This is a genomic window from Streptomyces sp. DG1A-41 (genome assembly GCF_037055355.1).
Lineage (GTDB): Bacteria > Actinomycetota > Actinomycetes > Streptomycetales > Streptomycetaceae > Streptomyces.
The window spans coordinates 2,926,024-2,949,959 of sequence record NZ_CP146350.1 but is presented as its reverse complement, the minus strand read 5'-3'; the positions used below and the strand labels follow the sequence as shown (position 1 = coordinate 2,949,959).

At 71.4% G+C, this 23,936-nt stretch carries 22 protein-coding genes and 2 pseudogenes; 18 read left to right on the top strand and 6 right to left on the bottom strand.

All coding sequences use genetic code 11. The features are described 5' to 3' along the window. Positions 1-29: 29 nt before the first annotated feature. The 4 genes from V8690_RS13755 (at position 30) to V8690_RS13740 (ending at position 5,634) form a co-directional block, all read left to right on the top strand. On the top strand, positions 30-3,233 hold the full coding sequence (locus tag V8690_RS13755; RefSeq protein ID WP_338778713.1) for a S41 family peptidase: 3,204 nt from the start codon (positions 30-32) through the stop codon (positions 3,231-3,233). Positions 3,234-3,355: 122 nt separating this feature from the next. After that, complete coding sequence (locus V8690_RS13750) at positions 3,356-3,709, top strand: histidine triad nucleotide-binding protein (RefSeq protein ID WP_338778711.1); 354 nt, start codon at positions 3,356-3,358, stop codon at positions 3,707-3,709. A 6-nt stretch (positions 3,710-3,715) separates the two neighbouring features. After that, positions 3,716-4,621: a ribonuclease Z gene (locus tag V8690_RS13745; protein WP_338778709.1), complete on the top strand. Its 906-nt coding sequence runs from the start codon at positions 3,716-3,718 to the stop codon at positions 4,619-4,621. A gap of 20 nt (positions 4,622-4,641) precedes the next feature. Then, positions 4,642-5,634 carry an adenosine deaminase gene (locus tag V8690_RS13740; protein ID WP_338778707.1) on the top strand — a complete coding sequence of 331 codons (993 nt, stop codon included), beginning with the start codon at positions 4,642-4,644 and terminating at the stop codon, positions 5,632-5,634. Between the two features lie 32 nt (positions 5,635-5,666). Here the strand turns inward: V8690_RS13740 and V8690_RS13735 are convergent. Beyond that, positions 5,667-6,981: pseudogene (locus V8690_RS13735) on the bottom strand (MFS transporter). Between the two features lie 203 nt (positions 6,982-7,184). Further along, positions 7,185-7,964 carry an IclR family transcriptional regulator gene (locus V8690_RS13730; protein WP_338778705.1) on the bottom strand — a complete coding sequence of 260 codons (780 nt, stop codon included), beginning with the start codon at positions 7,962-7,964 and terminating at the stop codon, positions 7,185-7,187. A 99-nt stretch (positions 7,965-8,063) separates the two neighbouring features. Here V8690_RS13730 and V8690_RS13725 point away from each other — a divergent pair, with 99 nt between their 5' ends. The 11 genes and pseudogenes from V8690_RS13725 to era all read left to right on the top strand — a co-directional run bounded on the left by V8690_RS13725 (position 8,064) and on the right by era (position 18,243). Beyond that, on the top strand, positions 8,064-9,011 hold the full coding sequence (locus V8690_RS13725) for a 5-dehydro-4-deoxyglucarate dehydratase (protein WP_338778703.1): 948 nt from the start codon (positions 8,064-8,066) through the stop codon (positions 9,009-9,011). Further along, positions 9,008-10,306 (top strand): glucarate dehydratase family protein, encoded by a 1,299-nt coding sequence (locus tag V8690_RS13720; RefSeq protein ID WP_338778701.1) that lies wholly within the window; start codon positions 9,008-9,010, stop codon positions 10,304-10,306. Before V8690_RS13725 ends, V8690_RS13720 begins: the two co-directional genes overlap by 4 nt. A gap of 138 nt (positions 10,307-10,444) precedes the next feature. Beyond that, positions 10,445-11,566, top strand: a complete 1,122-nt coding sequence (locus tag V8690_RS13715; protein WP_338778699.1) for a PfkB family carbohydrate kinase — start codon at positions 10,445-10,447, stop codon at positions 11,564-11,566. Positions 11,567-11,785: 219 nt separating this feature from the next. Then, positions 11,786-13,318, top strand: a pseudogene (locus V8690_RS13710) (PhoH family protein); the annotation flags it as partial. Between the two features lie 162 nt (positions 13,319-13,480). Further along, positions 13,481-13,933 (top strand): PhoH family protein, encoded by a 453-nt coding sequence (locus V8690_RS13705; protein WP_338785343.1) that lies wholly within the window; start codon positions 13,481-13,483, stop codon positions 13,931-13,933. 14 nt (positions 13,934-13,947) lie between these two features. Further along, a complete protein-coding gene (gene ybeY / locus V8690_RS13700; RefSeq protein ID WP_059414063.1) occupies positions 13,948-14,445 on the top strand; it encodes an rRNA maturation RNase YbeY in 498 nt (165 codons plus the stop codon). Between the two features lie 8 nt (positions 14,446-14,453). Beyond that, entirely contained in the window at positions 14,454-15,764 is a 1,311-nt protein-coding gene (locus V8690_RS13695; protein ID WP_338778695.1) for a hemolysin family protein, read from the top strand. After that, positions 15,761-16,120, top strand: coding sequence for an MmcQ/YjbR family DNA-binding protein (locus V8690_RS13690; RefSeq protein WP_338778693.1), 360 nt, complete (start codon positions 15,761-15,763; stop codon positions 16,118-16,120). Before V8690_RS13695 ends, V8690_RS13690 begins: the two co-directional genes overlap by 4 nt. A gap of 20 nt (positions 16,121-16,140) precedes the next feature. Beyond that, positions 16,141-16,494 (top strand): cytidine deaminase, encoded by a 354-nt coding sequence (locus V8690_RS13685; protein ID WP_338778691.1) that lies wholly within the window; start codon positions 16,141-16,143, stop codon positions 16,492-16,494. A 170-nt stretch (positions 16,495-16,664) separates the two neighbouring features. Continuing rightward, entirely contained in the window at positions 16,665-17,141 is a 477-nt protein-coding gene (locus V8690_RS13680) for a hypothetical protein (protein ID WP_338778689.1), read from the top strand. Positions 17,142-17,280: 139 nt separating this feature from the next. After that, positions 17,281-18,243, top strand: coding sequence for a GTPase Era (gene era, locus V8690_RS13675; protein WP_338778687.1), 963 nt, complete (start codon positions 17,281-17,283; stop codon positions 18,241-18,243). A gap of 13 nt (positions 18,244-18,256) precedes the next feature. Here the strand turns inward: era and V8690_RS13670 are convergent, their stop codons facing one another. Continuing rightward, positions 18,257-18,703 carry an ATP-binding protein gene (locus V8690_RS13670; RefSeq protein WP_338778685.1) on the bottom strand — a complete coding sequence of 149 codons (447 nt, stop codon included), beginning with the start codon at positions 18,701-18,703 and terminating at the stop codon, positions 18,257-18,259. Positions 18,704-18,950: 247 nt separating this feature from the next. On the opposite strand from V8690_RS13670, the gene V8690_RS13665 reads away from it, so the two are divergent. The 3 genes from V8690_RS13665 to V8690_RS13655 are packed head-to-tail and all read left to right on the top strand — an operon-like array spanning position 18,951 to position 20,944. Further along, positions 18,951-19,823: a helix-turn-helix transcriptional regulator gene (locus V8690_RS13665; RefSeq protein WP_338778683.1), complete on the top strand. Its 873-nt coding sequence runs from the start codon at positions 18,951-18,953 to the stop codon at positions 19,821-19,823. After that, complete coding sequence (locus V8690_RS13660) at positions 19,820-20,071, top strand: DUF397 domain-containing protein (protein ID WP_338778682.1); 252 nt, start codon at positions 19,820-19,822, stop codon at positions 20,069-20,071. The genes V8690_RS13665 and V8690_RS13660 overlap by 4 nt, the downstream gene beginning before the upstream one ends. Positions 20,072-20,131: 60 nt before the next feature. Further along, positions 20,132-20,944, top strand: coding sequence for an SAM-dependent methyltransferase (locus tag V8690_RS13655; RefSeq protein ID WP_338778680.1), 813 nt, complete (start codon positions 20,132-20,134; stop codon positions 20,942-20,944). Here the strand turns inward: V8690_RS13655 and V8690_RS13650 are convergent. The 3 genes from V8690_RS13650 to V8690_RS13640 are packed head-to-tail and all read right to left on the bottom strand — an operon-like array spanning position 20,934 to position 23,671. Further along, the gene (locus tag V8690_RS13650; protein ID WP_338778678.1) at positions 20,934-22,256 is read right to left on the bottom strand and encodes a GH1 family beta-glucosidase; all 1,323 of its coding nucleotides are present in this window, start codon (positions 22,254-22,256) and stop codon (positions 20,934-20,936) included. The genes V8690_RS13655 and V8690_RS13650 overlap by 11 nt on opposite strands. A 57-nt stretch (positions 22,257-22,313) precedes the next feature. Then, positions 22,314-22,580 (bottom strand): protealysin inhibitor emfourin, encoded by a 267-nt coding sequence (locus V8690_RS13645; protein ID WP_274816192.1) that lies wholly within the window; start codon positions 22,578-22,580, stop codon positions 22,314-22,316. 20 nt (positions 22,581-22,600) lie between these two features. Further along, positions 22,601-23,671, bottom strand: coding sequence for a M4 family metallopeptidase (locus tag V8690_RS13640; RefSeq protein ID WP_338778673.1), 1,071 nt, complete (start codon positions 23,669-23,671; stop codon positions 22,601-22,603). Positions 23,672-23,936 lie beyond the last annotated feature (265 nt).

The following is a 23,936-nucleotide window of genomic DNA, read 5'->3' as shown; positions in this document are numbered from 1 at the left end:
AGGCCGCCGTCCCTGCATAGGGTGATCGGGTGACACAGTCCGCATCGCCTGCTTACCTCCGGTTCCCCCACGTGCACGGTGACCTGGTCGCCTTCACCGCCGAGGACGACGTGTGGCTCGCTCCGCTCGACGGCGGACGGGCCTGGCGGGTCAGCGCCGACAACGTGCCGGTGACCATGCCCCGTATCTCGCCCGACGGCACCACCGTCGCCTGGACCTCCACCCGCGACGGCGCCCCCGAGGTGCACATCGCCCCGGTCGACGGCGGCCCCGCCAAGCGCCTGACGTACTGGGGCAGTCCGAAGACCCAGGTGCGCGGCTGGACTCCGGACGGCGAGGTGCTCGCGATCAGCGCCCAGGGGCAGGCGAGCCTGCGCCGCACCTGGGCGAGCGCCGTCCCGCTGAACGGTGGCCCGGCCACCACCCTGCCGTACGGGCCGGTCGGTGACATCGCCTACGGGCCGAGCATCGTTTTGCTGTCCGCGCCGATGGGGCGCGAGGCCGCCTGGTGGAAGCGGTACCGGGGCGGTACGGCGGGCAAGTTGTGGATCGACCGCGACGGTGACGGCGAGTTCGTCCGGCTGCACGAGGAACTCGACGGGAACATCGAGTACCCGCTGTGGGCGGGGGACCGGATCGCCTTCCTGTCCGATCACGAGGGCACCGGCGCGCTGTACTCCTCCCTCGCCGACGGATCCGATCTGCGCCGGCACACCCCGCTCGAGGGCTTCTACGCCCGGCACGCCGCGACCGACGGCACCCGTGTCGTCTACTCCAGCGCCGGTGAGCTGTGGGTGCTGGACGACCTGGACGGGGCCGAGCCGCGGCGGCTCGACGTGCGGCTAGGCGGGCAGCGCGTCGATCTCCAGCCGTTCTCCGTGAACGCCTCCCGGTGGTTCGGGTCGGCGTCCCCGGACCACACCGCGCGCGGCAGCGCCGTGTCCGTACGCGGGTCCGTCCACTGGGTCACCCACCGCTCCGGCCCGGCCCGCGCCCTGGCCGCGACGCCCGGGGTGCGGGCCCGGCTGCCGCGGGCGTTCCGCGCGGACGGCGAGGAGTGGGTGGTGTGGGTGACGGACGCCGAGGGCGACGACGCCCTGGAGTTCGCGCCCGCCACCGGCCTCACCCCGGGGGCGACACCGCGCCGGCTCGCGGCCGGGCAGCTCGGCAGGGTGCTGGACCTCGCCATGGCACCGGACGGCAGCCGCGCGGCCGTGGCCTCCCACGACGGGCGCCTGCTGCTCGTCGAGAGGGAGACGGGCGAGGTGCGGGAGGTGGACCGCAGCGAGGACGGAGACATGTCCGGGCTCGTCTTCTCACCCGACTCGTCCTGGCTCGCCTGGTCCCACCCCGGCCCGCAGCCCCTGTCGCAGCTGAAGCTCGCCAACACCACCGACCTGTCCGTCACCGAGGCGACCCCGCTGCGCTTCCAGGACTACGCGCCCGCGTTCACGGTGGACGGCAAGCACCTCGCGTTCCTGTCGACCCGTTCCTTCGACCCGGTCTACGACGAGCACGTCTTCGACCTGGCCTTCGTGGAGGGCGCCCGGCCGCATCTGATCACGCTCGCGGCCACCACGCCGTCCCCGTTCGGGCCGCAGCGGCACGGCCGGTCCTTCGACACGCCCGACCGGGAGGAAACCCCCGACAGCGAGGGCACTCCCACCACCCGCATCGACCTCGAAGGCCTCGCCGACCGCATCGTGCCCTTCCCGGTCGAGGCCGCCCGCTACTCCAACCTGCGCGCCGCCAAGGACGGCGTCCTGTGGCTGCGCCACCCGGTCGCCGGTGTCCTCGGCGCGTCCCGGGCCACCCCGGACGACCCCGACCCCAAGTCCGAGCTGGAGCGCTACGACCTCGCCCAGCAGCGCGTCGAGCATCTCGCCGTCGACGCCGACCACTTCGAGGTCAGCGGCGACGGCAAGCGGGTGCTGCTGTGGACCGACGGGCGGCTGAAGGTCGTCCCCAGCGACCGGCGCGCCTCGAACGACGACGACAGCGACACCAACATCACCGTCGACCTGGGCCGCGTACGCCAGTTCGTCGACCCGGCCGCCGAGTGGCGGCAGATGTTCGACGAGAACGGCCGCATCATGCGGGACAACTTCTGGCGGCCGGACATGAACGGCGTCGACTGGGCCGGCGTCCTCGACCGCTACCGGCCGGTCGTGGACCGGCTCGCCACCCACGACGACCTGGTCGACCTGCTGTGGGAGGTGCAGGGCGAACTCGGCACCTCGCACGCCTACGTCACCCCGCGCGGCGGATTCGGCGGCGGGCCTCGCCAGGGCCTGCTAGGCGCCGACATCTCCCGTCACAAGGACGGCAGTTGGCGCGTCGACCGCATCCTGCCCTCCGAGACCTCCGACCCGCACGCCCGCAGCCCGCTGGCCGCGCCCGGTGTCGCCGTACGCCCCGGGGACGCGATCCTCGCCATCGCCGGACAGCCGGTCGACCCGGTGACCGGCCCCGGCCCGCTGCTGATCGGCACGGCGGGCAAGCCGGTTGAGCTGACCATCTCCCCGTCCGGCGGCGGCGACCCCAGGCACGCCGTCGTCGTCCCGGTCGCCGACGAGGAGCCGCTGCGCTACCACGCCTGGGTCGCCGACCGGCGCGCCTACGTCCACGAGAAGTCCGGCGGCCGCCTCGGCTACCTCCACGTCCCGGACATGCAGGCGCCCGGCTGGGCCCAGATCCACCGCGATCTGCGCGTCGAGGTCGCCCGCGAGGGCCTGGTCGTCGACGTCCGCGAGAACCGCGGCGGCCACACCTCCCAGCTCGTCGTGGAGAAACTGGCCCGCCGCGTCGTCGGCTGGGACCTGCCCCGCGGCATGCGGGCCGAGAGCTATCCGCGCGACGCGCCCCGCGGCCCGGTCGTCGCCGTCGCCAACGAGTTCTCCGGTTCGGACGGCGACATCGTCAACGCCGCGATCAAGGCCCTCGGCATCGGCCCGGTGGTCGGCACCCGCACCTGGGGCGGCGTCATCGGCATCGACAGCCGCTACCGCCTCGTGGACGGCACCCTCGTGACCCAGCCCAAGTACGCCTTCTGGCTGGAGGGTTACGGATGGGGGGTGGAGAACCACGGGGTGGATCCGGACGTGGAGGTGGTGCAGCGCCCCCAGGACTACGTGGCGGGCAGGGACCCCCAACTGGACGAGGCCATCCGACTCGCGCTGGAGGCTCTGGAGTCCAGCCCGGCCAAAACGCCTCCGGCTGTACCGAGTCTCTAGGGGCGCGGGGCTGTGTCGATGTGCGGCTCCGCCGCGTGGGCGCGACCAGCTACGAAGCACCCGCACGCGACGACGATACGATGGCCGACCAAGACCGCATTCGGCTCACCCCCGGAGGGACGATGGCAGGGGAACCCCAGGACGACTGCCTGTTCTGCAAGATCGTCGCCGGAACCATCCCGGCGACGATCGTCCGCGAGACGGAGACCACCGTCGCGTTCCGCGACATCAACCCCCAGGCCCCCACCCACGTCCTGGTCATCCCCAAGGCGCACCACGAGAACGCCGCCGCACTCGCCGCGGCCGACCCGGCCCTCACCGCGGACGTGCTCCGCGAGGCCCAGGCCGTCGCCGACGAGGAGAAGCTGGACAGCTACCGCCTCGTGTTCAACACCGGCAGCGGCGCCGGCCAGACGGTCTGGCACGTGCACGGTCACGTGCTGGGCGGCCGCGGCCTCGACTGGCCTCCGGGGTAATCCGCCTTGTCCGTACGTGAACTCGTGGTGCTCGGTACCGCCAGCCAGGTCCCGACCCGCCACCGCAACCACAACGGCTACCTGCTCCGCTGGGACGGCGAGGGCATCCTGTTCGACCCCGGCGAGGGCACGCAGCGCCAGATGGCGCGTGCCGGGGTCGCCGCCCACGACCTGAACCGGATCTGCGTCACGCACTTCCACGGCGACCACGCACTGGGCCTGCCGGGGGTCATCCAGCGGATCAACCTCGACCAGGTGCCGCACGAGATCACCGCCCACTACCCGAAGTCCGGGCAGCGCTTCTACGAGCGGCTCCAGTACGCCACTCCCTACCGCGCGACCGTCTTCCTCACCGAGGCCCCGGCCGACGGGGACGGCGTCCTCGCGGTCACGCCGTCGTACACGCTGGACGCCCGCAGGCTGTCGCACTCGATCGAGTCGTACGGCTACCGGATCGTGGAGCACGACGGCCGCCGCATGCTGCCCGAGCGGCTCGCCGCGCACGGCATCAAGGGGCCGGACGTCGGCCGGATCCAGCGCGAGGGGTCGCTCGGCGGGGTCTCGCTCGACCAGGTCAGCGAGGTGCGGCGCGGGCAGCGGTTCGCGTTCGTCATGGACACCCGGCTGTGCGACGGGGTGTACGCGCTCGCCGAGGGCTGCGACATGCTCGTCATCGAGTCGACCTTCCTCGACGAGGACGAGCAACTCGCCGTGGAGCACGGTCATCTGACGGCGAGCCAGGCCGCGCGGGTGGCCCGGGACAGCGGTGTGCGGCACCTCGTGCTGACCCACTTCAGCCAGCGCTACACCGACCCGGACGAGTTCGAGCGGCAGGCGCGGGCGGCGGGGTACGAGGGGGAGCTGACCGTGGCGCACGATCTGCTGAGGGTGCCGGTTCCGAAGCGTCGGTGAAACGGCCGTACGATGAATTGATGGTCCTCCCCAAAGCCGAACTGCACCTTCATATCGAAGGCACCCTGGAACCGGAACTCGCCTTCGAGCTCGCCGCGCGCAATGGCGTCACGCTGCCGTACGCGGACACGGACGAGCTGCGCGAGGCGTACCGGTTCGAGGACCTCCAGTCGTTCCTGAACCTGTACTACGAGCTCATGGCCGTCCTGCGCACCGAGCGGGACTTCGAGGACCTGGCGAACGCCTACCTCGAACGCGCCGCCGCCCAGGGCGTGCGGCACGCGGAGATCTTCTTCGACCCGCAGGCCCACACCAGCCGCGGGCTGGAGCTCGGCACGGTCGTCGAGGGGCTGTGGCGGGCGCTGGGCGACAGCGAGTCCAGGCACGGCGTCTCGACCCGGCTGATCATGTGCTTCCTGCGCGACGAGTCCGCCGAGTCGGCCCTGGTGACCCTTCAGGCGGCCAAGCCGTACCTGGACCGGATCACCGGCGTCGGCCTCGACTCGGCCGAGGTCGGGCAGCCGCCGGCGAAGTTCCGCGAGGTGTACGAGGCCGCCGCCGCGCTCGGGCTGCGGCGGGTCGCCCACGCCGGTGAGGAGGGGCCGCCGGAGTACATCACCGAGGCGCTGGACGTCCTCGGTGTGGAGCGGATCGACCACGGGCTGCGCTGTGTGGAGGACTCGGAGCTGGTGGAGCGGCTGGTGCGGGAGCGGGTGCCGCTGACGCTGTGTCCCCTGTCGAACGTCCGGCTGAGGACCGTCGACACCCTCGCCGACCATCCCCTGCCCGCCATGCTGGACGCAGGCCTCATGTGCACGGTCAACTCGGACGACCCGGCCTACTTCGGCGGGTACGCCGGTGACAACTTCGACGCCGTGCGCGACACCCTCGGCCTGGGCGAGGAGCGGCTGCGCGAGCTCGCCCGCAACTCCTTCCTCGCCTCGTTCCTGGAGGACGACGAGGAACTGCGGGCGCGGTATCTCGCCGAGGTGGAGGCCTACGAGTTCCGCTGAGGAACCCGCGGCTCAGAGGACCTCCTGTGGCCTCAGAAGACCTCCGACCCCGCCTTGCCGTAGGCGCGCTGGGCCGGGACGGCCGGGGCATCCACCGTGATCTCCACCACCGGCTGTTCCGGAGCGCCGATCTCGGGGACCGCGCCCGTGGGGGTTCCCGTGGCGGCGGCGACCAGGGCGGCCGGGTGGCCGCCGCGGCGGCGGATCGCCCCGGCGTGCAGCGGGCGCCCGCCGGTGTGCAGGGCGACGGCGGTCATCGGCAGGGCGATCACCAGCAGACCGGCGGCCAGGATCGCGCCCATGACCGGGAACCCGGCCTGCGCCGACAGCACGCTGCCGGTGAGCGGCCCGGCGGCCGTGCCCAGCGAGGACGCCGAGCCGACGAGCACCGCCCAGCGGCCGCGCGGGTCGAGCGAGGCGGCGAGCCCGATCAGGTACGACAGCACCACCGGATACAGGGTGTTCCAGGCGATCTCGCCGGTCGCGAAGCTCGTCAGGTCGGTGGCGGAGGCGCTGAGCACGATGCCAGCCGGCGATGAGGACGGTGCCCGCCCCGATCGGCACCGCGCGTCCCAGCCGCGCCCCGAGCGCGCCCGCCGCGAGGACGCCGGTCAGCCCGGCGCCCAGCGCCACGGCGAAGACCGCGCCGACGGTGGCCTCGCCGAGGTGGGCCTGGGCCAGCCCGATCTGTCCGCTCACGCCCCACAGGGAGTTCTGGGCGAGCGACCAGCACAGCATGGCGGCGGCCAGCACCAGGCCCGAACGGGCGTGCGGCAGCCGGGCCTTGCGCTGCCGCGTGGGCGCGGCGGGCGTACCGGCGGGCAGGCAGCCGGTCAGCGGCCACACGGCCAGGGCCGTGAGGGCGATCGCGGCCAGGGGCAGACCGTGCCCCTGCCCGAGGTGCGGGACCGTCAGATACACGGCGCCCGCGAGGGCGGAGACGGTGAGCAGACCGGCCGTGGAGGCCCGGTGCGGATCACGCTGGGCGGCGATCAGGGTGGCGGCGACGGTGGTGGCCGTGCCGGATCCGAACCCGCCGACGACCGCGCCGGCGACGACGGCCGGGACGGCGGTGGCCAGCGCGGCACAGCCGTAGCCGAGCAGGGCCAGGGCGAGACCGAGCCGGGCGAGGGTGCGGGCCCCGATCCGTTCGACCCGTGAGGCCAGGGCGAATCCGGCGGACGCCGAACTCAGCAGCAGCGCACTGCCGACGGCGCCGGCCTCGGTGGCGGAGAGCGGAAGGCCCGAGTCGAGCCGGCCGACGGTGGTCGGCAGCAGATACGGGGCGAGGTACCCGGCCGTGAAAAGGGCGACGAGGGGCCAGGGGGTGGTGCGGGGGGCGAACACGGGCGTTCCCAGGGCATGCGAAAGGAGCGGTGGAGGAGGGGGATTGGGCGACGACCGTCGACGGACAGGAACGCGCGGGCAATTTGTATCAAGCAAGTAGTCGTACGAGTTAACCCAGGGCGCGTGATGTGGATCACGTTGCGTTTGATGCGGTGAAGTCCGGGTAGGCGAGGGCCTTTTGCCGGGCGCCGTCGGCGTTTCCGCTAACGCCAGTGCACCGACCCGGCCACTGGAACCGTCGCCTCCACTTTCGCCCGGATCTCCCGCATCACGGCGACGATCCGCTCCTCGTGCTCCGGCGTGAGCCGGGCCACCGGCACCGAGCAGCTGATCGCGTCCAGTGCCGGGGTGTCGTAGCGCAGCGCGAACCCGAAGCCGACGATGCCGGTCACGCCCTCCTCCCGGTCCACGGCGTAGCCGCGGGCCCGGATCCGGGCGAGGTCGGCGGCCAGGGACTCCCGGCTGGTGTGCGAGTTCCGGGTCAGCGCCTCGTACGGCCCCTCGGGCAGCTCCGCGTCCGGGCGTTCCGCCAGCAGGGCCTTGCCCAGAGCCCCGACGTGCGCGGGCAGTCGCCGCCCCACCCGGCTGATCGTGCGCAGGTACTCGTGCGACTCCCGCGTCGCCAGATACGCCACGTCCCGGCCGTCCAGCCGCCCCATGTGGATCGTCTCGCCGAGCGCCTCGGACGCCTCGTCGAGATACGGCCGTACGACCCGGACCCGCGGGTCGGAGTCGAGGTAGCCGGTGCCGGTGAGCAGGGCGTGGATGCCGATGCCGTACAGGGAGCCGGTGACGTCGGTGCGGACCCAGCCGCGCGAGATCAGCGTCCGGAGCAGCGCGTACATCGAGCTGCGTGGCACGTCGAGTTCGTCGGCCAGCTCCTGAAGCCGCGCCGGGCGGTCGCCGCGCGCCGCGAGAAGCTCCAGCAGCTCGACCGTGCGGGCCGCGGACTTCACTTCGCGGACGCCCCCTGTGTCTGACATGCGCCGATGGTAATCGGGCCGCCGCGCCTGTTGACGTTCGCGTATCCCTTCTCCATTCTCCTACATAAATGGCATCTACATAAGGAGATGATCGGGAAGATGACCGTGAGCGCTGGACCGGGTGCGGTCGCGCACCGGCTGCGGGACGGCATGGCCGGTGGCGTGCTGTCGTTCCCGCTGACCAGCTTCCGCGACGACGGCACCCTCGACCCGGACGGCTTCCGCGCCCACGTCGCGGGCCGGCTCGACACCCAGCCCGGCGCCGTCTTCTCCGCCTGCGGCACCGGCGAGTTCTTCTCGCTCGACGAGGACGAGTACCGGCAGGTCGTCACCATCACGGTCGAGGAGGCGGCGGGCCGCGTACCGGTCGTGGCCGGGACCGGGTACGGCTGGGCGCAGGCCGTCCGGTTCGCGCGCATCGCCGAGGACGCCGGCGCCGACGCGCTCCTCGTGCTGCCGCACTACCTCGTCGCCGCCCCGCAGGACGGACTGGTCGCCCAGCTGGAACAGATCGCCGCCCGCACCCGGCTGCCTCTGATCGCCTACCAGCGCGGACAGGTCGAGTTCACCGCCGAGTCGCTCAAACGCATCGCGGCCCTGCCGGGCGTCATCGGCCTCAAGGACGGTCACAGCGACCTCGACCGGCTCCAGCGCCTGACCCTCGCCGCGCCCGAGGACTTCCTGTTCTTCAACGGCGCCGCCACCGCCGAGATCCAGGCCCGCGCCTACGCCGCGGTCGGCGTCCCCGCCTACTCCTCCGCGGTCCACGCCTTCGCCCCCGAGATCGCAGACGCCTTCTTCACAGCCCTGCGCGACGGCGACCACGGCACCGTCGACAAGCTCCTGCGCGGCTTCTACGCCCCGCTCGTCGAACTGCGCGACCGCGTCCCCGGGTACGCCGTGTCGCTGGTGAAGGCGGCGGCCCGGCTGCGCGGCCACCCGGTGGGCCCCGTACGTGCCCCGCTCACCGACCCCTCGCCCGCCGACCTGGCCGCCCTCACCGCCCTCCTCACGGCGGGCCTCGACCTCGTAGGAGCCGCTCCGTGAACCTCGCCATCACCGACGTACGGCTGACGCCGATCCTGGTCGCGGACCCGCCGCTGCTGAACACGCAGGGCGTGCACCAGCCGTACACACCCCGGCTGATCGTCGAGGTCGTCACGGCGGACGGCGTCACGGGCGTGGGGGAGACCTACGGCGACACCAAGTACCTGGAGCTGGCCCGGCCCTTCGCCGAGCGGCTGAAGGGACGCCAGGTCAGCGACCTGAACGGGCTGTTCGCGGTCGCGGACCGGGTCGCCGTGGACGCCTCCCGGGTCGACAGCGCCGTCGACGTCGGCGGGTTGCGCGGCGTCCAGACCGCCGACAAGCTGCGGCTTTCCGTCGTCTCCGCCTTCGAGGTCGCCTGCCTCGACGCCCTCGGCAAGACCCTCGGGCTGCCCGTGCACGCGCTGCTCGGCGGCAAGGTGCGCGACGCCGTCGAGTACAGCGCCTACCTGTTCTACAAGTGGGCAGGCCACCCGGAGGGCGTCGCCTGCGAGAAGGACGACTGGGGGGCCGCCGTCGACCCGGCCGGGGTGGTGGCACAGGCCCGCCGGTTCACCGAGCGGTACGGCTTCACCTCCTTCAAGCTCAAGGGCGGTGTCTTCCCGCCCGACGAGGAGATCGCGGCCGTCCGGGCGCTCGCCGAGGCGTTCCCCGGGCACCCGCTGCGGCTCGATCCCAACGGCGCCTGGTCCCCGGAGACCTCCCTGAAGGTGGCGCGGGAACTCGGGGACGTCCTGGAGTACCTGGAGGACCCGACCCTCGGCACCGCCGCCATGGCCGAGGTCGCCGAGCGGACCGGGGTGCCGCTGGCCACCAACATGTGCGTGACGACCTTCGCCGAGGTCAAGGAGGCGTTCACCACGGGCGCCGTCGGCGCCGTCCAGGTGGTGCTCTCCGACCACCACTACTGGGGGGGCCTGCGCAACACCCAGCAGCTCGCCGCCGTCTGCCGCACCTTCGGCGTCGGCGTCTCGATGCACTCCAACACGCACCTGGGCATCTCGCTCGCCGCCATGACCCACGTGGCGGCCACCGTCCCGGACCTCCACCACGCCTGCGACTCCCACTACCCCTGGCAGTCGGAGGACGTCCTCACCGAGCGGCTCGCCTTCGAGGGCGGCAAGGTGACCGTCTCCGACGCGCCCGGGCTCGGCGTGGAGCTCGACCTTGAGCGGCTGGCCGCACTGCACCGGCGGTGGCTGGAAGACGACGGTGCGCTGCGGGACCGCGACGACGCGGCGGCCATGCGGGTCGCCGCCCCGGAGTGGGTGACGCCCTCGATGCCCCGCTGGTAGGCCCGGCTCTCCGGCCGCCCAGGGGCGCACGGGGGCCGGTGCGAGCTGACGGAACGGGTGGGTCCGGCGTGATCGGCGTCACGTTGTCGGTGATGTGGTGCAGACTGGCCTGATCCGCACCACGTCAGGGAGCGCATCGTGATCGCGTCCACCGCCCCGGCAGGAAAGGGATCGCACCGCCAGAACCAGGTCGATCCCCTCGCCCCGCTGCGCGCGCCGGACGACCCGCCCTGGGACGTCTATCTCACCGGCACCGTCTTCCTCGACATCATCTTCACCGGGCTCGACTCCGCCCCGGTGCGCGGGACCGAGTCCTGGGCGCGCGGGATGGGGTCGAGCCCCGGCGGCGTCGCCAACATGGCCACCGCGCTGGCCCGCCTCGGCCTGCGTACGTCCCTCGCGGCGGCCTTCGGCGACGACCACTACGGCGACTACTGCTGGGACGCCCTGGAGCACGGCGAGGGCATCGACCTCTCCCCGTCGCGCACGGTGCCCGGCTGGCACTCCCCGGTGACGGTCTCGATGGCCTACGAAGGGGAGCGCACGATGGTCTCGCACGGCCACGAGCCGCCCCCGGAGGAGCCCGCCCCCGAGTGCCCGCCCCGCGCGCGTGCCGCCGTCGCCTCCCTCGCCCCCGGCGTGAGCGCGCCCTGGATCGCCCAGGCCGCGAGCAAGGGCACGCGGGTCTTCGGTGACGTCGGCTGGGACGACACCGGCGCCTGGGACCTGGCGGCGCTGCCCGACCTGCGGTACTGCGAGGCGTTCCTGCCGAACGCGGAGGAGGCCATGCGGTACACGGGCGCGGACTGTCCGCGGGCGGCGGCGCACGCGCTGACCGAGTACGTGCCGCTCGCGGTGGTCACGCTCGGGGCGGACGGTGCGTATGCGGTGGACCGGCGTACGGGGGAGACGGCGGAGGTGCCGGCGATCGAGGTCGAGGCGCTCGATCCGACCGGGGCGGGGGACGTGTTCGTCGCCGGGTTCGTCACGGGGACGCTGGCGGACTGGCCGCTGGCGGACCGGCTGGCCTTCGCCGGGCTGACCGCGGCGCTGTCCGTACAGGAGTTCGGGGGGTCGTTGTCGGCGCCGGGGTGGTCGGAGATCGCGGCGTGGTGGCGGCGGGTGCAGTCGGTGGAGGGGCAGGATCCGGCGGCGTTGCGGCGGTACGGGTTCCTGGCGGGGCTGGTGTCGGAGGAGTTGCTGAGGCCCTGGCCGTTGCGGCGTGCCGTACCGACCATCGGGTTCCGGCGCTCGGCGTGACGCCCTGGCCGTCCGGGGGCTCCGCCCCTGGACCCCCGGGACCTATGCCCAACCACCACCCGAATCGGTCGGCGAAGAAGGACTGCCGCCTCGGATTCCAACCCCGCCCCCAAAACCCCTACGGCGTTGTCAGTCCCCCGTCGTACCCTGGGAATCGCGAGGCCGCCCTCAGCTACGCGGCCGTGACGAGGAGGAACCGCAGGCCTTCAGCGCCGGCCCATGACACAGACACCCACAGCTCACACCCCCGCGCAGGAGCAGGCGAGAGCACAGTTCACCGTCCCCGCCCAGCACCCCATGGTGACCGTGCTGGGGTCAGGCGACGCCCTCCTGCGCGTGATCGAGAAGGCCTTCCCGGCGGCCGACATCCACGTCCGGGGCAACGAGATCAGCGCGGTCGGCGACCCCGTGGACGTCGCCCTCATCGCCCGCGTGTTCGACGAGATGATGCTGGTGCTCCGCACCGGACAGCCGATGACGGAGGACGCGGTGGAACGCTCGATCGCCATGCTCAAGGCGAGCGAGAACGGGGAGAGCGACGGCCAGGAGACCCCTGCCCAGGTGCTCACGCAGAACATCCTGTCCTCGCGAGGCCGCACGATCCGCCCCAAGACGCTCAACCAGAAGCGCTACGTGGACGCGATCGACAAGCACACGATCGTCTTCGGCATCGGCCCCGCGGGTACCGGCAAGACGTACCTGGCGATGGCCAAGGCCGTCCAGGCCCTCCAGTCCAAGCAGGTCAACCGCATCATCCTGACCCGCCCGGCCGTCGAGGCGGGAGAGCGGCTCGGCTTCCTTCCGGGCACGCTGTACGAGAAGATCGACCCGTACCTGCGCCCGCTCTACGACGCGCTGCACGACATGCTCGACCCGGACTCGATTCCCCGGCTGATGGCGGCGGGGACTATTGAGGTGGCACCGCTGGCCTATATGAGAGGCCGTGCGCAGCCGCTCTTCACGAACGTCCTCACACCGGACGGCTGGCGCCCTATCGGCGACCTTCAGGTTGGTGACCTCGTCATCGGTTCGAACGGCGAGCCGACCCCAGTTCTCGGCGTCTACCCGCAAGGCGAGAAGGACGTCTACCGCGTCACGGCCCAGGACGGCTCCTGGACGCTGTGCTGCGGCGAGCACCTGTGGACGGTCAGGGCGCGCGACGACAAGCGCCGCGACAAGCCGTGGCGGGTCCTGGAGACCCAGGAGATGATCGGCAATCTGCGGGCCGGACACGCCCGTCGGTACGAGCTGCCGCTGCTCACGGCGCCGGTGTGCTTCCCTGAGCGTGAGGTCCCGCTGGACCCGTACGCGCTGGGACTGCTGCTCGGTGATGGATGCCTGACCGGTGCAACCACGCCGTCCTTCTCCACGGAGGACCCGGAGCTGGCCACGGCCCTGGAAGCCGCGCTCCCCGGCATCGCGGTACGGCACCGCGGTGGCCCGGACTACGCGCTCAACCGGGTCAAGGCACCGGGCGACGTGGTCACGCTGGAGAATCCGGTCCCTCGTGTCCTGCGCGAACTGGACCTGTTGCGTACCCGCTCGCACACCAAGTTCATCCCGGACGACTACCTGTACAACTCGGCCGACGTACGGCTGGGCGTCCTGCAGGGTCTCCTCGACTCCGACGGCGGCCCGGTCGTGCGGAAGGACCGCACCTGCCGTATCCAGTACACGACCACCTCGATCATGCTGCGCGACGACGTGATCTCGCTCGTGCGGTCGCTCGGCGGTGTCGCGTATACGCGTCGGCGCCTCGCGGCAGGGCGTAAGCCCGGTCTCGGGAACGGTCGGGAGGTCGGTCTCCGGAACGACGCCCACATCATCGACATCCGCCTCCCCGAAGGCATCGACCCCTTCCGCCTGGCCCGCAAGCGCGACAAGTACCACGCGGCCGGAGGCGGCGGACGCCCGATGCGCTTCATTGACAGCATCGAACCGGCGGGCAGGGAGGAGACCGTCTGCATCCAGGTGGCGGCCGAGGACTCGCTGTACGTCACCCAGGACCACCTGCTGACGCACAACACGCTCAACGACGCCTTCATCATCCTGGACGAGGCCCAGAACACGAGCCCCGAGCAGATGAAGATGTTCCTCACCCGCCTCGGCTTCGACTCGAAGATCGTGATCACGGGTGACGTGACGCAGGTCGACCTCCCGGACGGGACGAAGAGCGGGCTGCGGCAGGTGCAGGACATCCTGGACGGCGTCGAGGACGTCCACTTCTCCCGGCTGTCGTCCCACGACGTGGTCCGGCACAAGCTGGTGGGCCGTATCGTCGACGCGTACGAGCAGTACGACACCAAGCACGGCACCCAGAACGGCGCCCACAAGGGCCGCGGCAAGTCCGGGCACAAGGGGAAGTAGACAAGCACAGCACCATGTCGATCGACGTCAACAACGAGTCCGGAACCGAGGTCGACGAGCAGGCGATCCTCGACATCGCCCGTTACGCGCTCGCGCGGATGCGCATCCACCCGCTCTCCGAGCTCTCGGTGATCGTCGTGGACGCCGCCGCCATGGAGCAGCTGCACATCCAGTGGATGGACCTGCCGGGCCCCACGGATGTCATGTCCTTCCCGATGGACGAGCTGCGCCCGCCGTCCAAGGACGACGACGAGCCGCCGCAGGGGCTGCTCGGAGACATCGTGCTGTGCCCCGAGGTCGCGGAGAAGCAGGGCAAGGAAGCGGACACGCAGCACTCCATGGACGAGGAGCTGCAACTGCTCACCGTCCACGGCGTGCTGCACCTGCTGGGCTACGACCACGAGGAACCGGACGAGAAGGCCGAGATGTTCGGCCTCCAGGCGGCCATCGTGGACGGCTGGCGCGCGGAGCGGGGCCTGACGGGCCCGTCCCCGGCGCCGACGGTCTCGTAGCGGCGCCGATGAGTCCGCAACTCGCCCTGGGCGCGGTCGCCCTGGTCGTCGTGGCCTGGCTCTTCGCCTGCGCGGAGGCGGGCCTCGCGCGTGTCTCCAGCTTCCGCGCCGAGGAGGCCGTGCGCTCCGGCCGCCGGGGCAGCGTCAAGCTGGCCAAGGTCGCCGCCGACCCGACCCGCTATCTGAACGTGGCGCTGCTGGTGCGCGTCGCCTGTGAGATGGCCGCCGCCGCGCTGATCACGTACGGCTGCCTGATGGAGTTCGACAACACGACCGAGGCCCTGCTGATCGCCATCGCGGTCATGGTCCTCGTGTCGTACGTCGCCGTCGGCGTGTCCCCGCGCACCATCGGCCGCCAGCACCCGCTGAACACGGCGACGGTCTCGGCGTACATCCTGGTGCCGCTGGCCCGGATCATGGGCCCGATCCCGTCGCTGCTCATCCTCATCGGCAACGCGCTCACCCCCGGCAAGGGCTTCCGCCGGGGCCCCTTCGCCTCCGAGGCGGAGCTGCGCGCGCTGGTCGACCTCGCCGAGAAGGAGTCGCTCATCGAGGACGAAGAGCGCCGCATGGTGCACTCGGTCTTCGAGCTGGGCGACACTCTCGTCCGGGAGGTCATGGTCCCGCGCACGGACCTGGTGGTCATCGAGCGCTTCAAGACCATCCGCCAGGCCCTCACCCTCGCCCTGCGCTCCGGCTTCTCCCGGATCCCGGTGACCGGCGAGAGCGACGACGACATCGTCGGGATCGTGTACCTGAAGGACCTGGTCCGCAAGACGCACATCAGCCGCGACGCCGAGTCCGAGCAGGTGTCCACGGCGATGCGCCCGGCGTTCTTCGTGCCCGACACCAAGAACGCGGGCGACCTGCTGCGCGAGATGCAGAAGGAGCGCAACCACGTCGCCGTCGCCGTCGACGAGTACGGCGGTACCGCCGGCATCGTCACCATCGAGGACATCCTCGAGGAGATCGTCGGCGAGATCACCGACGAGTACGACCGCGAACTGCCGCCGGTGGAGCACCTCGGCAAGGACCGCTACCGGGTCACCGCCCGCCTGGACATCGGCGATTTGGGCGAGCTGTACGGACTGGAGGCGTTCGACGACGAGGACGTCGAGACGGTCGGCGGTCTGCTGGCGAAGGCGCTGGGCCGGGTTCCCATCGCCGGTGCGTCGGCGGTCGTGGAACTCCCCGACGGCCGGGAACTGCGCCTGACCGCGGAGGCCGCGGCCGGCCGCCGCAACAAGATCGTGACGGTGCTGGCGGAGCCGGTGGACCCGGCGGATTCTCCCCAGGACGAGGAGGAGAAGCCGGAGTGACCCCGCAGGAACTGCGCGCGTTCTGCCTGTCCTTCAACGCGGCGGCCGAGGACTTCCCGTTCAGCCCGGAGATCTCGGTCTTCAAGGTCCGGGGCAAGCTGTTCGCCCTGTCGTTCCTCGACGCGCGTCCCCTGAAGGTCAATCTCAAGTGCGACCCGGACGACGCGATCCGGCTGCGCCGCGAGCACGAGGGCCTGATCGTCCCGGGCTGGCACATGAACAAGCGGCACTGGAACACGGTCACGGCCGACGGGGACCTCCCGGACCAGCTGGTCCGGGAGCTCATCGAGGACTCGTACGACCTGGTCGTCGCGGGCCTGCCGCGAGCGGACCGCCTGCGCCTGGACCGTCCGTGACGCTTCCGTATGCTCGGATCATGACCGACAGCAGCGCGCTCGACCCCGAGGACCGCAAGATCGTCACCCTGGCCCGTTCCGCGCGGGCCCGCAACGGCGTGCCCGAGGGGGCGGCCGTACGGGACGAGACCGGACGTACGTATGTCGCGGGGACCGTGGCCCTCGACTCCCTGAAGCTCAGCGCCCTCCAGACGGCGGTGGCGATGGCGGTGGCCTCGGGCGCCCGGTCGCTGGAGGCGGCGGCGGTCGTGACGGAGGCGGAGACCGTGTCCGCCGAGGACCGGGCGGCCGTACGGGATCTGGGGGGCGCTGAGACGCCGGTACTGATGGCCGGGCCCGACGGGACGGTCCGGACCACGGTCACCGCCGGCTGAACTTCGCTGTAACCGGCGGTAATTAGGCCAGATTTCAACCTTGCCGCCGTCTGCACCAGGCGCATCAATGGAATCGTCAGTTCCGACGGACCGTCAGGTTCGGCTCTCGGCAGTGTGTCCGCATCCACGTGCCGAGCGGTCCCCCCACACGGAAAGGGAACCGTAATTCCATGAGATGCAAGCGAATCGGAGCAGGCGCGGCCCTGGCGGCCGGGGCCCTCGCGGTCACCGGGCTCGCCTTCGCCCCCGCCGCGCTCGCCGTCACCCCCCAGACGGCGACGATCAGCGCCGACTGCGGCACCTTCGGCAGTGGCGAGGCCACGCTCACGGCCACGCAGAACGGCACCGCCGCCACCCTCACCGTCACGTCGTCCGCGATCACCGCGCCGATCGCCCTCGGAGAGGACTCGATCGCGTCCACGCTCACCCTGGTGAAGACCGGCGGCGGCACCGTCGACTTCACCGGCACGGAGAACCCGGCGATGGCCGCCGGCGCCCCCGTCGAGGTCGGCCCCCTCAGCGGCACCGTGGCCTCCGGCGACAGCCTGGAGGCCTTCGGCGGCTCGCTGAAGATGACCGTCTTCGGCATCACCATCACCTGCACGGCGACCGGGCCGCAGTCGCCGGGCCCGTTCGTGTTCGACTGATCCCGGCGGGTCGGGCGCGCTCCGCAGCGCGTCCGGCCCGCGCTCAGCGGTCCGGCCCGGGGCCGCTCCGGGGGTTCGTCGCGGGTTCACCGGCCGGCGTTCGGGCGCCTGTGCGGCAGGGCTCCGTGGATCAGGGAGAATGGGCGCCATGAGCGTTCGTACCCAGTCATCCGAAGAGCCTGCCGAAGCTGTCCACAGGGCTGGCTTCGCCTGCTTCGTGGGCCGCCCCAACGCGGGCAAGTCCACCCTCACGAATGCTCTGGTCGGCCAGAAGGTGGCGATCACGGCGAATCAGCCGCAGACGACGCGGCACACCGTGCGGGGCATCGTGCACCGCCCCGACGCCCAGCTGATCCTGGTCGACACCCCGGGGCTGCACAAGCCGCGCACGCTGCTGGGTGAGCGGCTGAACGACGTCGTGCGCACGACGTGGGCCGAGGTGGACGTGATCGGCTTCTGCCTGCCGGCGAACGAGAAGCTCGGCCCCGGCGACCGCTTCATCGCGAAGGAGCTGGCGTCCATCCGGAAGACGCCGAAGATCGCGATCGTCACGAAGACCGACCTGGTGGACGGCAAGACGCTCGCCGAGCAGCTCATCGCGATCGACCAGCTCGGCAAGGAGCTCGGCTTCGAGTGGGCGGAGATCGTCCCGGTGTCGGCGGTCGGCGACAAGCAGGTGGGCCTGCTGGCCGACCTGATCGTCCCCCTCCTGCCGGAGGGCCCGGCGCTCTACCCCGAGGGTGACCTGACCGACGAGCCCGAGCAGGTCATGATCGCGGAACTGATCCGGGAGGCCGCGCTGGAGGGCGTCCGCGACGAGCTGCCCCACTCCATCGCCGTGGTCGTCGAGGAGATGCTCCCCCGCGAGGACCGCCCCGCCGACAAGCCCCTCCTCGACATCCATGCCTTCGTCTACATCGAGCGCCCCAGCCAGAAGGGCATCATCATCGGCCCCAAGGGCAAGCGCCTGAAGGAGGTCGGCATCAAGTCCCGCAAACAGATCGAGGCACTGCTCGGCACCCCGGTGTTCTTGGACCTCCACGTGAAGGTCGCAAAGGACTGGCAGCGGGATCCGAGGCAGCTGCGCAAGCTGGGGTTCTGAGGTTCCGGGCGCGTCACGACGCCGTCGCCAGGCTCGCCCACACCGCGTTGCCGCCGGTGAGGGGCGAGCGGGCGACTCCCCAGCTGTCGGCTATCTCGCGCACGAGCAGCAGGCCGCGGCCGCCCTCGTCGTCGAGGCCGGGGCAGCAGTCGGGTATGCCGCGGCCCGTGAGGTCGCCGTCGTGCACCTCCAGCCGGAAGCGCTCGTCCGTCATCCGGCTGACGCCGCACAGGATCCGCTCGCCGGCCGTGTGCAGCACGGCGTTGGTCACCAGCTCGGACACGAGCAGGAGGGCGTCCGCGCACACCTCGTCCGGCACGTGCCACGAGGCCAGCCGCGCCTGCGTGGCCTGACGGGCGACTCTGACGCTGGTCCGGTGGGGCGGCAGTTCCAGCCAGTGGGTGCGGCCCGGGTGCACCGCGTCCAGGAACCGGGGGGTGGAAGTCGTGTGGGGGGACACGGCGGTCGCCTTCCGTGGGGGTGGGCGCAGTCAAGGAAGGGGCGAGAGCGAAACGGACCGGCCGGAAAGGGGAGTCAGGGGTTTCCGGCACCGTGTTCGCACAAGTAACTATGCTCGCAGAGCAGTTCACGCTGCAACCATCTGCCTGATAATTTCAGAAGGAAGGTATCGCTGCTCTGGACCGCTTGGCGGAGGGATCGAGTCCCTGTCAGGCTTGCGCCGGTGACGACCCCTCAGGAGGTACGGCGTGAACGACGCGCGATCAGGCACCGGCGCCGGCGCGCCCACCGTTCTCCGCATGATCCTGGGACGCCGTCTCCATGAGGCACGGCAGGCCGCGGGCCTCTCCCTCGACGACGCGGCCAAGGCCCTGCGCGTCACCCCGCTGACCATCCGCCGCCTGGAGAAGGCCGAGGTCGGCCTGAAGATCCTCTACGTCGAGAAGCTGCTCCAGACCTACGGGGCGGGGCAGCAGGAGATCGACGAGTTCGTCACCCTGGCCGAGCGGGCCAACGAACCCGGCTGGTGGCACCCGTACCGCGATGTGATGCCGTCCTGGTTCACCGCCTACGTGAGCCTGGAGACCGGAGCCAGAACACTGCGCACCTATGAGCCGCAGTACGTCACGGGCCTGCTCCAGACGCCCGGGTACGCGCGGGCCGTGCTGCGCGGGGGCTTCCCGAACGACGACGAGGAGGACCTTCAGCGGCGCGTGGAGCTGCGGCTGCGCCGCCAGAGCCTGCTCACGAAGCCGGATGCGCCCACGCTGTGGGTGGTGATGGAGGAGGCCGTGCTGCACCGGGTGGTGGGCGGCCCCGAGGTGATGCGCGAGCAGATCGACCGGCTCCTGGAGGCGTCCGAGCTGGAGCACGTCAGTGTCGACATCGTGCCGTTCGACGCGGGCGCCCACGTCGGGGCGTGCGCGCCCTTCACCTACTTCCGGTTCGAGGAGCGGGAGCTGCCCGACATCGTCTACAGCGAGATCCTCTCCGCGTCCGTCTACCTCGACCAGCGCGCCGACGTCGTGGCCCATCTGGAGGCCCACAACCGGCTGTCGCTGAAGACCTCGTCCGCGGACAGCAAGGCGCTGTTGAACCGCATGCGGAAGGAGTACTCATGACCATCGCCGAGGGCGCCGTCTACAACGGGATGCCCGCGTCGGACCTCGGGGAACAGGGCTGGGAACGTCCGTGGAGCGGCCCCAACGGGGGCCAGTGCGTGGAGACGAAGCAACTCGCCGACGGCCGCGTGGCGGTTCGGCAGTCGGCGGATCCCGCCGGTCCCGCGCTGATCTACACGCCCGAGGAGATCACCGCGTTCGTCGCGGGGGTCAAGCAGGGCCTCGCCGACCATCTCACGGCCCACTGAGGCCCCCTGATCCCCACTGCGCCCGACTCGCACCACCACCCCCCACGAGAGGCACCCCACATGACCAACTCGCAGGCCACGCGGGACATCGACACCAGCAGGCCGCACTCCGCCCGCATGTACGACTACTACCTCGGCGGCAAGGACCACTTCGAGGTCGACAAGCAGGCGGCCGAGCGAGTCGCCGCGGCCTACCCCGCCATCTTCGTCTGTGCCCGCGAGAACCGGGCCTTCATGCACCGGGCCACCCGCGTCCTCGCCCGCGAGCACGGCATCCGCCAGTGGCTGGACATCGGCACCGGCATCCCCACCGAGCCCAACCTGCACCAGGTGGCCCAGTCCGTGGTCCCCGACGCCCGCGTGGTCTACGCCGACAACGACCCCCTGGTCCTCAAGTACGCCGAGCGCCTGATGCGCAGCTCGGCCGAGGGCCGTACGACGTACATAGAGGCGGACGTCAACGACCCCCAGGCGCTCCTGAAGGCACCCGAACTGGCCGATGTCCTGGACCTGAGCCGCCCGGTCGCGCTGTCCCTCAACGCCCTGATGCACTTCGTCACCGACGCCCAGGACCCGTACGGCATCGTGCGCCGCCTGCTGGACGCCCTGCCCTCGGGCAGCGCCCTGGCGCTGAGCCACTGCACGCCCGACTTCGACCCGTCCACCTGGCAGAAGGTCACCGACATCTACACCACGGCCGGCACCCCGGTGCAGTTCCGCTCCCGGGAGGACGTCGCCCGCTTCTTCGACGGCCTGGAGCTGCTCGAGCCGGGTGTCGCCGTCGGCCACCGCTGGCGGCCCGACCCCACCGACGGCGACGCCCCGACGGACGCCGAGGTCAGCTTGTGGACCGGGGTGGGCATCAAGCCGTAGTCCCCTGGGCTCGCAGTACCTCCCGGAACCAGCGGTACGACGACTTCGGGGTCCGCTGAAGGGTCTCGAAGTCGACGTGGACCAGGCCGAAGCGGCGTGCGTAGCCCTCCGCCCACTCGAAGTTGTCGAGCAGGGACCACACGAAGTAGCCGCGCACGTCGACGCCCGCCTCCAGCGCCCGGTGCAGGGCCCGGATATGGCCGTCCAGGTAGGCGATGCGGTCCTGGTCGTCGATCTCCGGGTACGAGCAGCCGTTCTCGGTGATGACGACGGGCGGGAGCCGGTCGCCGTAGCGGTCGCGGAAGGTGGTCAGGAGCTCGGTCAGGCCCTCGGGCACGACCGGCCAGCCGAAGTCGGTGACCGGGTGGCCGGTGATCTCCCGGACCGCGAAGGGGAGTTCGGCGGGCATGGCGACGCCGCCGAAGGTGATGTCGGTGCCCTGCGGGGCACCCACCCGCGTCGGCGCGTAGTAGTTGACGCCGTACCAGTCGACCGGCTCGGCGATCACCTCCAGGTCGGCCTCGACGTCCCCGGGCATCAGCTCGCCGATGCCCTCCGGGTACCGGCCCAGCAGCAGCGGATCCGCGAACAGACGGTTCAGCAGCACGTCGTAGAACTCGGCCGCGTCCACGTCCTCCGCCTCGGTCGACGCCGCCCAGGTCGGGCCGTGCGAGTTGGCGATGCCGATGTCCGTGGCGCCCGAGGCGCGCAGGGCCCGTACGGCCAGGCCGTGGGCCAGCAACTGGTGGTGGGCGGCCGGGAGCGCGTCGAACAGCAGCTGCCTGCCCGGTGCGTGCACGCCCAGGGCGTGGCCCAGCAGGGTGTGTTCGGCGGGCTCGTTGAGGGTGATCCACTGCGGCACCCGGTCCCCGAGGCGGCCGGCGACCAGCGAGACGTACTCGGCGAAGCGCGCGGCCGTGTCCCTCTGAAGCCAGTCGAGGTCCGCCGGCAGGTCCCAGTGGAACAGGGTCGGCACCGGGCGGACGCCCGCCGCGCACAGGTCGTCCACCAGCCGGTCGTAGAAGTCCAGGCCTTTCGCGGACCGCACCCGGGGCCACGAGACCGAGAAGCGGTAGGCGTTCACGCCGAGGCCGGCCAGCAGGGCCACGTCCTCGCGGTGGCGGTGGTAGTGGTCGCAGGCCACCGCCGCCGTCGAGCCGTCCTTCACCCGGCCCGGCTCGGCCGTGAAGACGTCCCACACGGACGGTTCGCGTTCGTCCGCCGCGCCCTCGATCTGGTGCGCCGAGGTCGACACGCCCCAGAGGAAGCCGGCCGGGAAGCGGGGGATCGGATTGCCTGCGTCAGTCGCCATGCGCGGATCATCCGTACCGCCGGTAACAGAAGTCAACAGGCCGCCGCCGCAGACCTGTCAGGCACCTTCCTTCAGCACCCGCGAGATCAGCTTCCGCTGTTCGTCCGTCAGCCGCGGGTCGGCCGCGTACACCGTCTTCCCGTCCACGGTGATCTGGTAGCCGAACCCGTCCGGGACCCCGATCGGCGGCGTGCTCCGGCCGGCGGCGACCGCTCGCTCGGCCAGGGCGTGCCATTCGGGGGCATCGGGACGGCCGGAGGTATCCACCTCGGCATGCCGCTCGATGCCCGCGAACCCGCCCGTGCGCCTCACTTGAATACGCATGGCACCTGTCTAGTACGGAACTACAGGGTCCGCACCCCGACCCGCTCCCAGGCCTTCGACACGGCGTCCAGCTCCTCCCCGTCGCCGTACCGCTCCCGCGCGGCCTTCACGGTGAGCGTGGCGAAGTCGGCGAACATCGCCTGCTCCTTCAGTTCGCCGCCGGTCAGCACGTCGTACCAGATCAGCCCCGCGCGCTCCCAGGCGTGGCCGCCGAGGGCCGTGGCCGCCAGGTAGAAGGCATGGTTCGGGATGCCCGAGTTGATGTGGACACCGCCGTTGTCGCGGCCGGTGCGGACGAAGTCGTCCATCGTCGCCGGCTGCGGATCCTTGCCCAGGACGTCGTCGTCGTACGCCGTGCCCGGCTCCTTCATGGAGCGCAGCGCCTTGCCCGTCACCCGCGGGGCGAGCAGGCCCGCGCCGATCAGCCAGTCGGCCTCGGCGGCGGTCTGGCCGAGCGTGTACTGCTTGATCAGCGAGCCGAAGACGTCCGACACGGACTCGTTCAGCGCGCCGGGCTGGCCGAAGTAGGTGAGGTTGGCCGTGTACTGGGTGACGCCGTGGACCAGTTCGTGGCCGATGACGTCGATCGGGATGGTGAAGTCGAGGAAGATCTCGCCGTCCCCGTCGCCGAAGACCATCTGCTCGCCGTTCCAGAAGGCGTTGTTGTACTCGCGGTCGTAGTGCACCGTCGCGTCCAGCGGAAGGCCGTTGCCGTCGATCGAGTCGCGCCGGTACGCCTTCAGGAGCAGCTCGAAGGTGGCGCCGAGGCCGGCGTAGGCGCGGTTGACGGTGGCGTCCTTGCCGGGCTTGTCGCCCTCCCCACGCACCTTGTGTCCGGGCAGGTCCGTGCCGTGCCGGGCGTCGTAGACCGTGCGGTGCGGCCTGGCGGGCTCGGCCCCGGCGGGCGGGGCCACGGACGGGGCGCCGACGACCGTGGTCAGCCGGCGGTGGGTGCGCTCCAGGGCGTCGCGCTCCAGGGTCCGGCGGGCGGGCCCGGCGAGCGCGGGGTCCTCGGCCCGGGCGAGCTTGTCGAGGACATGGGGCGGAACGATGGTGCAGAAGACGGGCTCGAAGCCCCCGTGAGTCGTCATATCCGGCACCTTTGCACTGCGTGACGAGACTGTCACTAGTAGCCACCGTGATTGGTGAAATACCAGGACAAGGGTCTTCGCTCTCCGTGGCGAAGTGGTATAGCGCACTTTTTGCCCCTTATGTGCGCCGGGTCCCGCATACTGATACGGACCCGCGCACCCGGAGTGTCTCGGCTAGCATGCTGCGCATCATGCGTTTCGGGCTGCTTCTCCTTAGCTGCCGCGGCGAGGGCCTGTAGTCGAGGCCGACTCCCTCCCCGCGGAG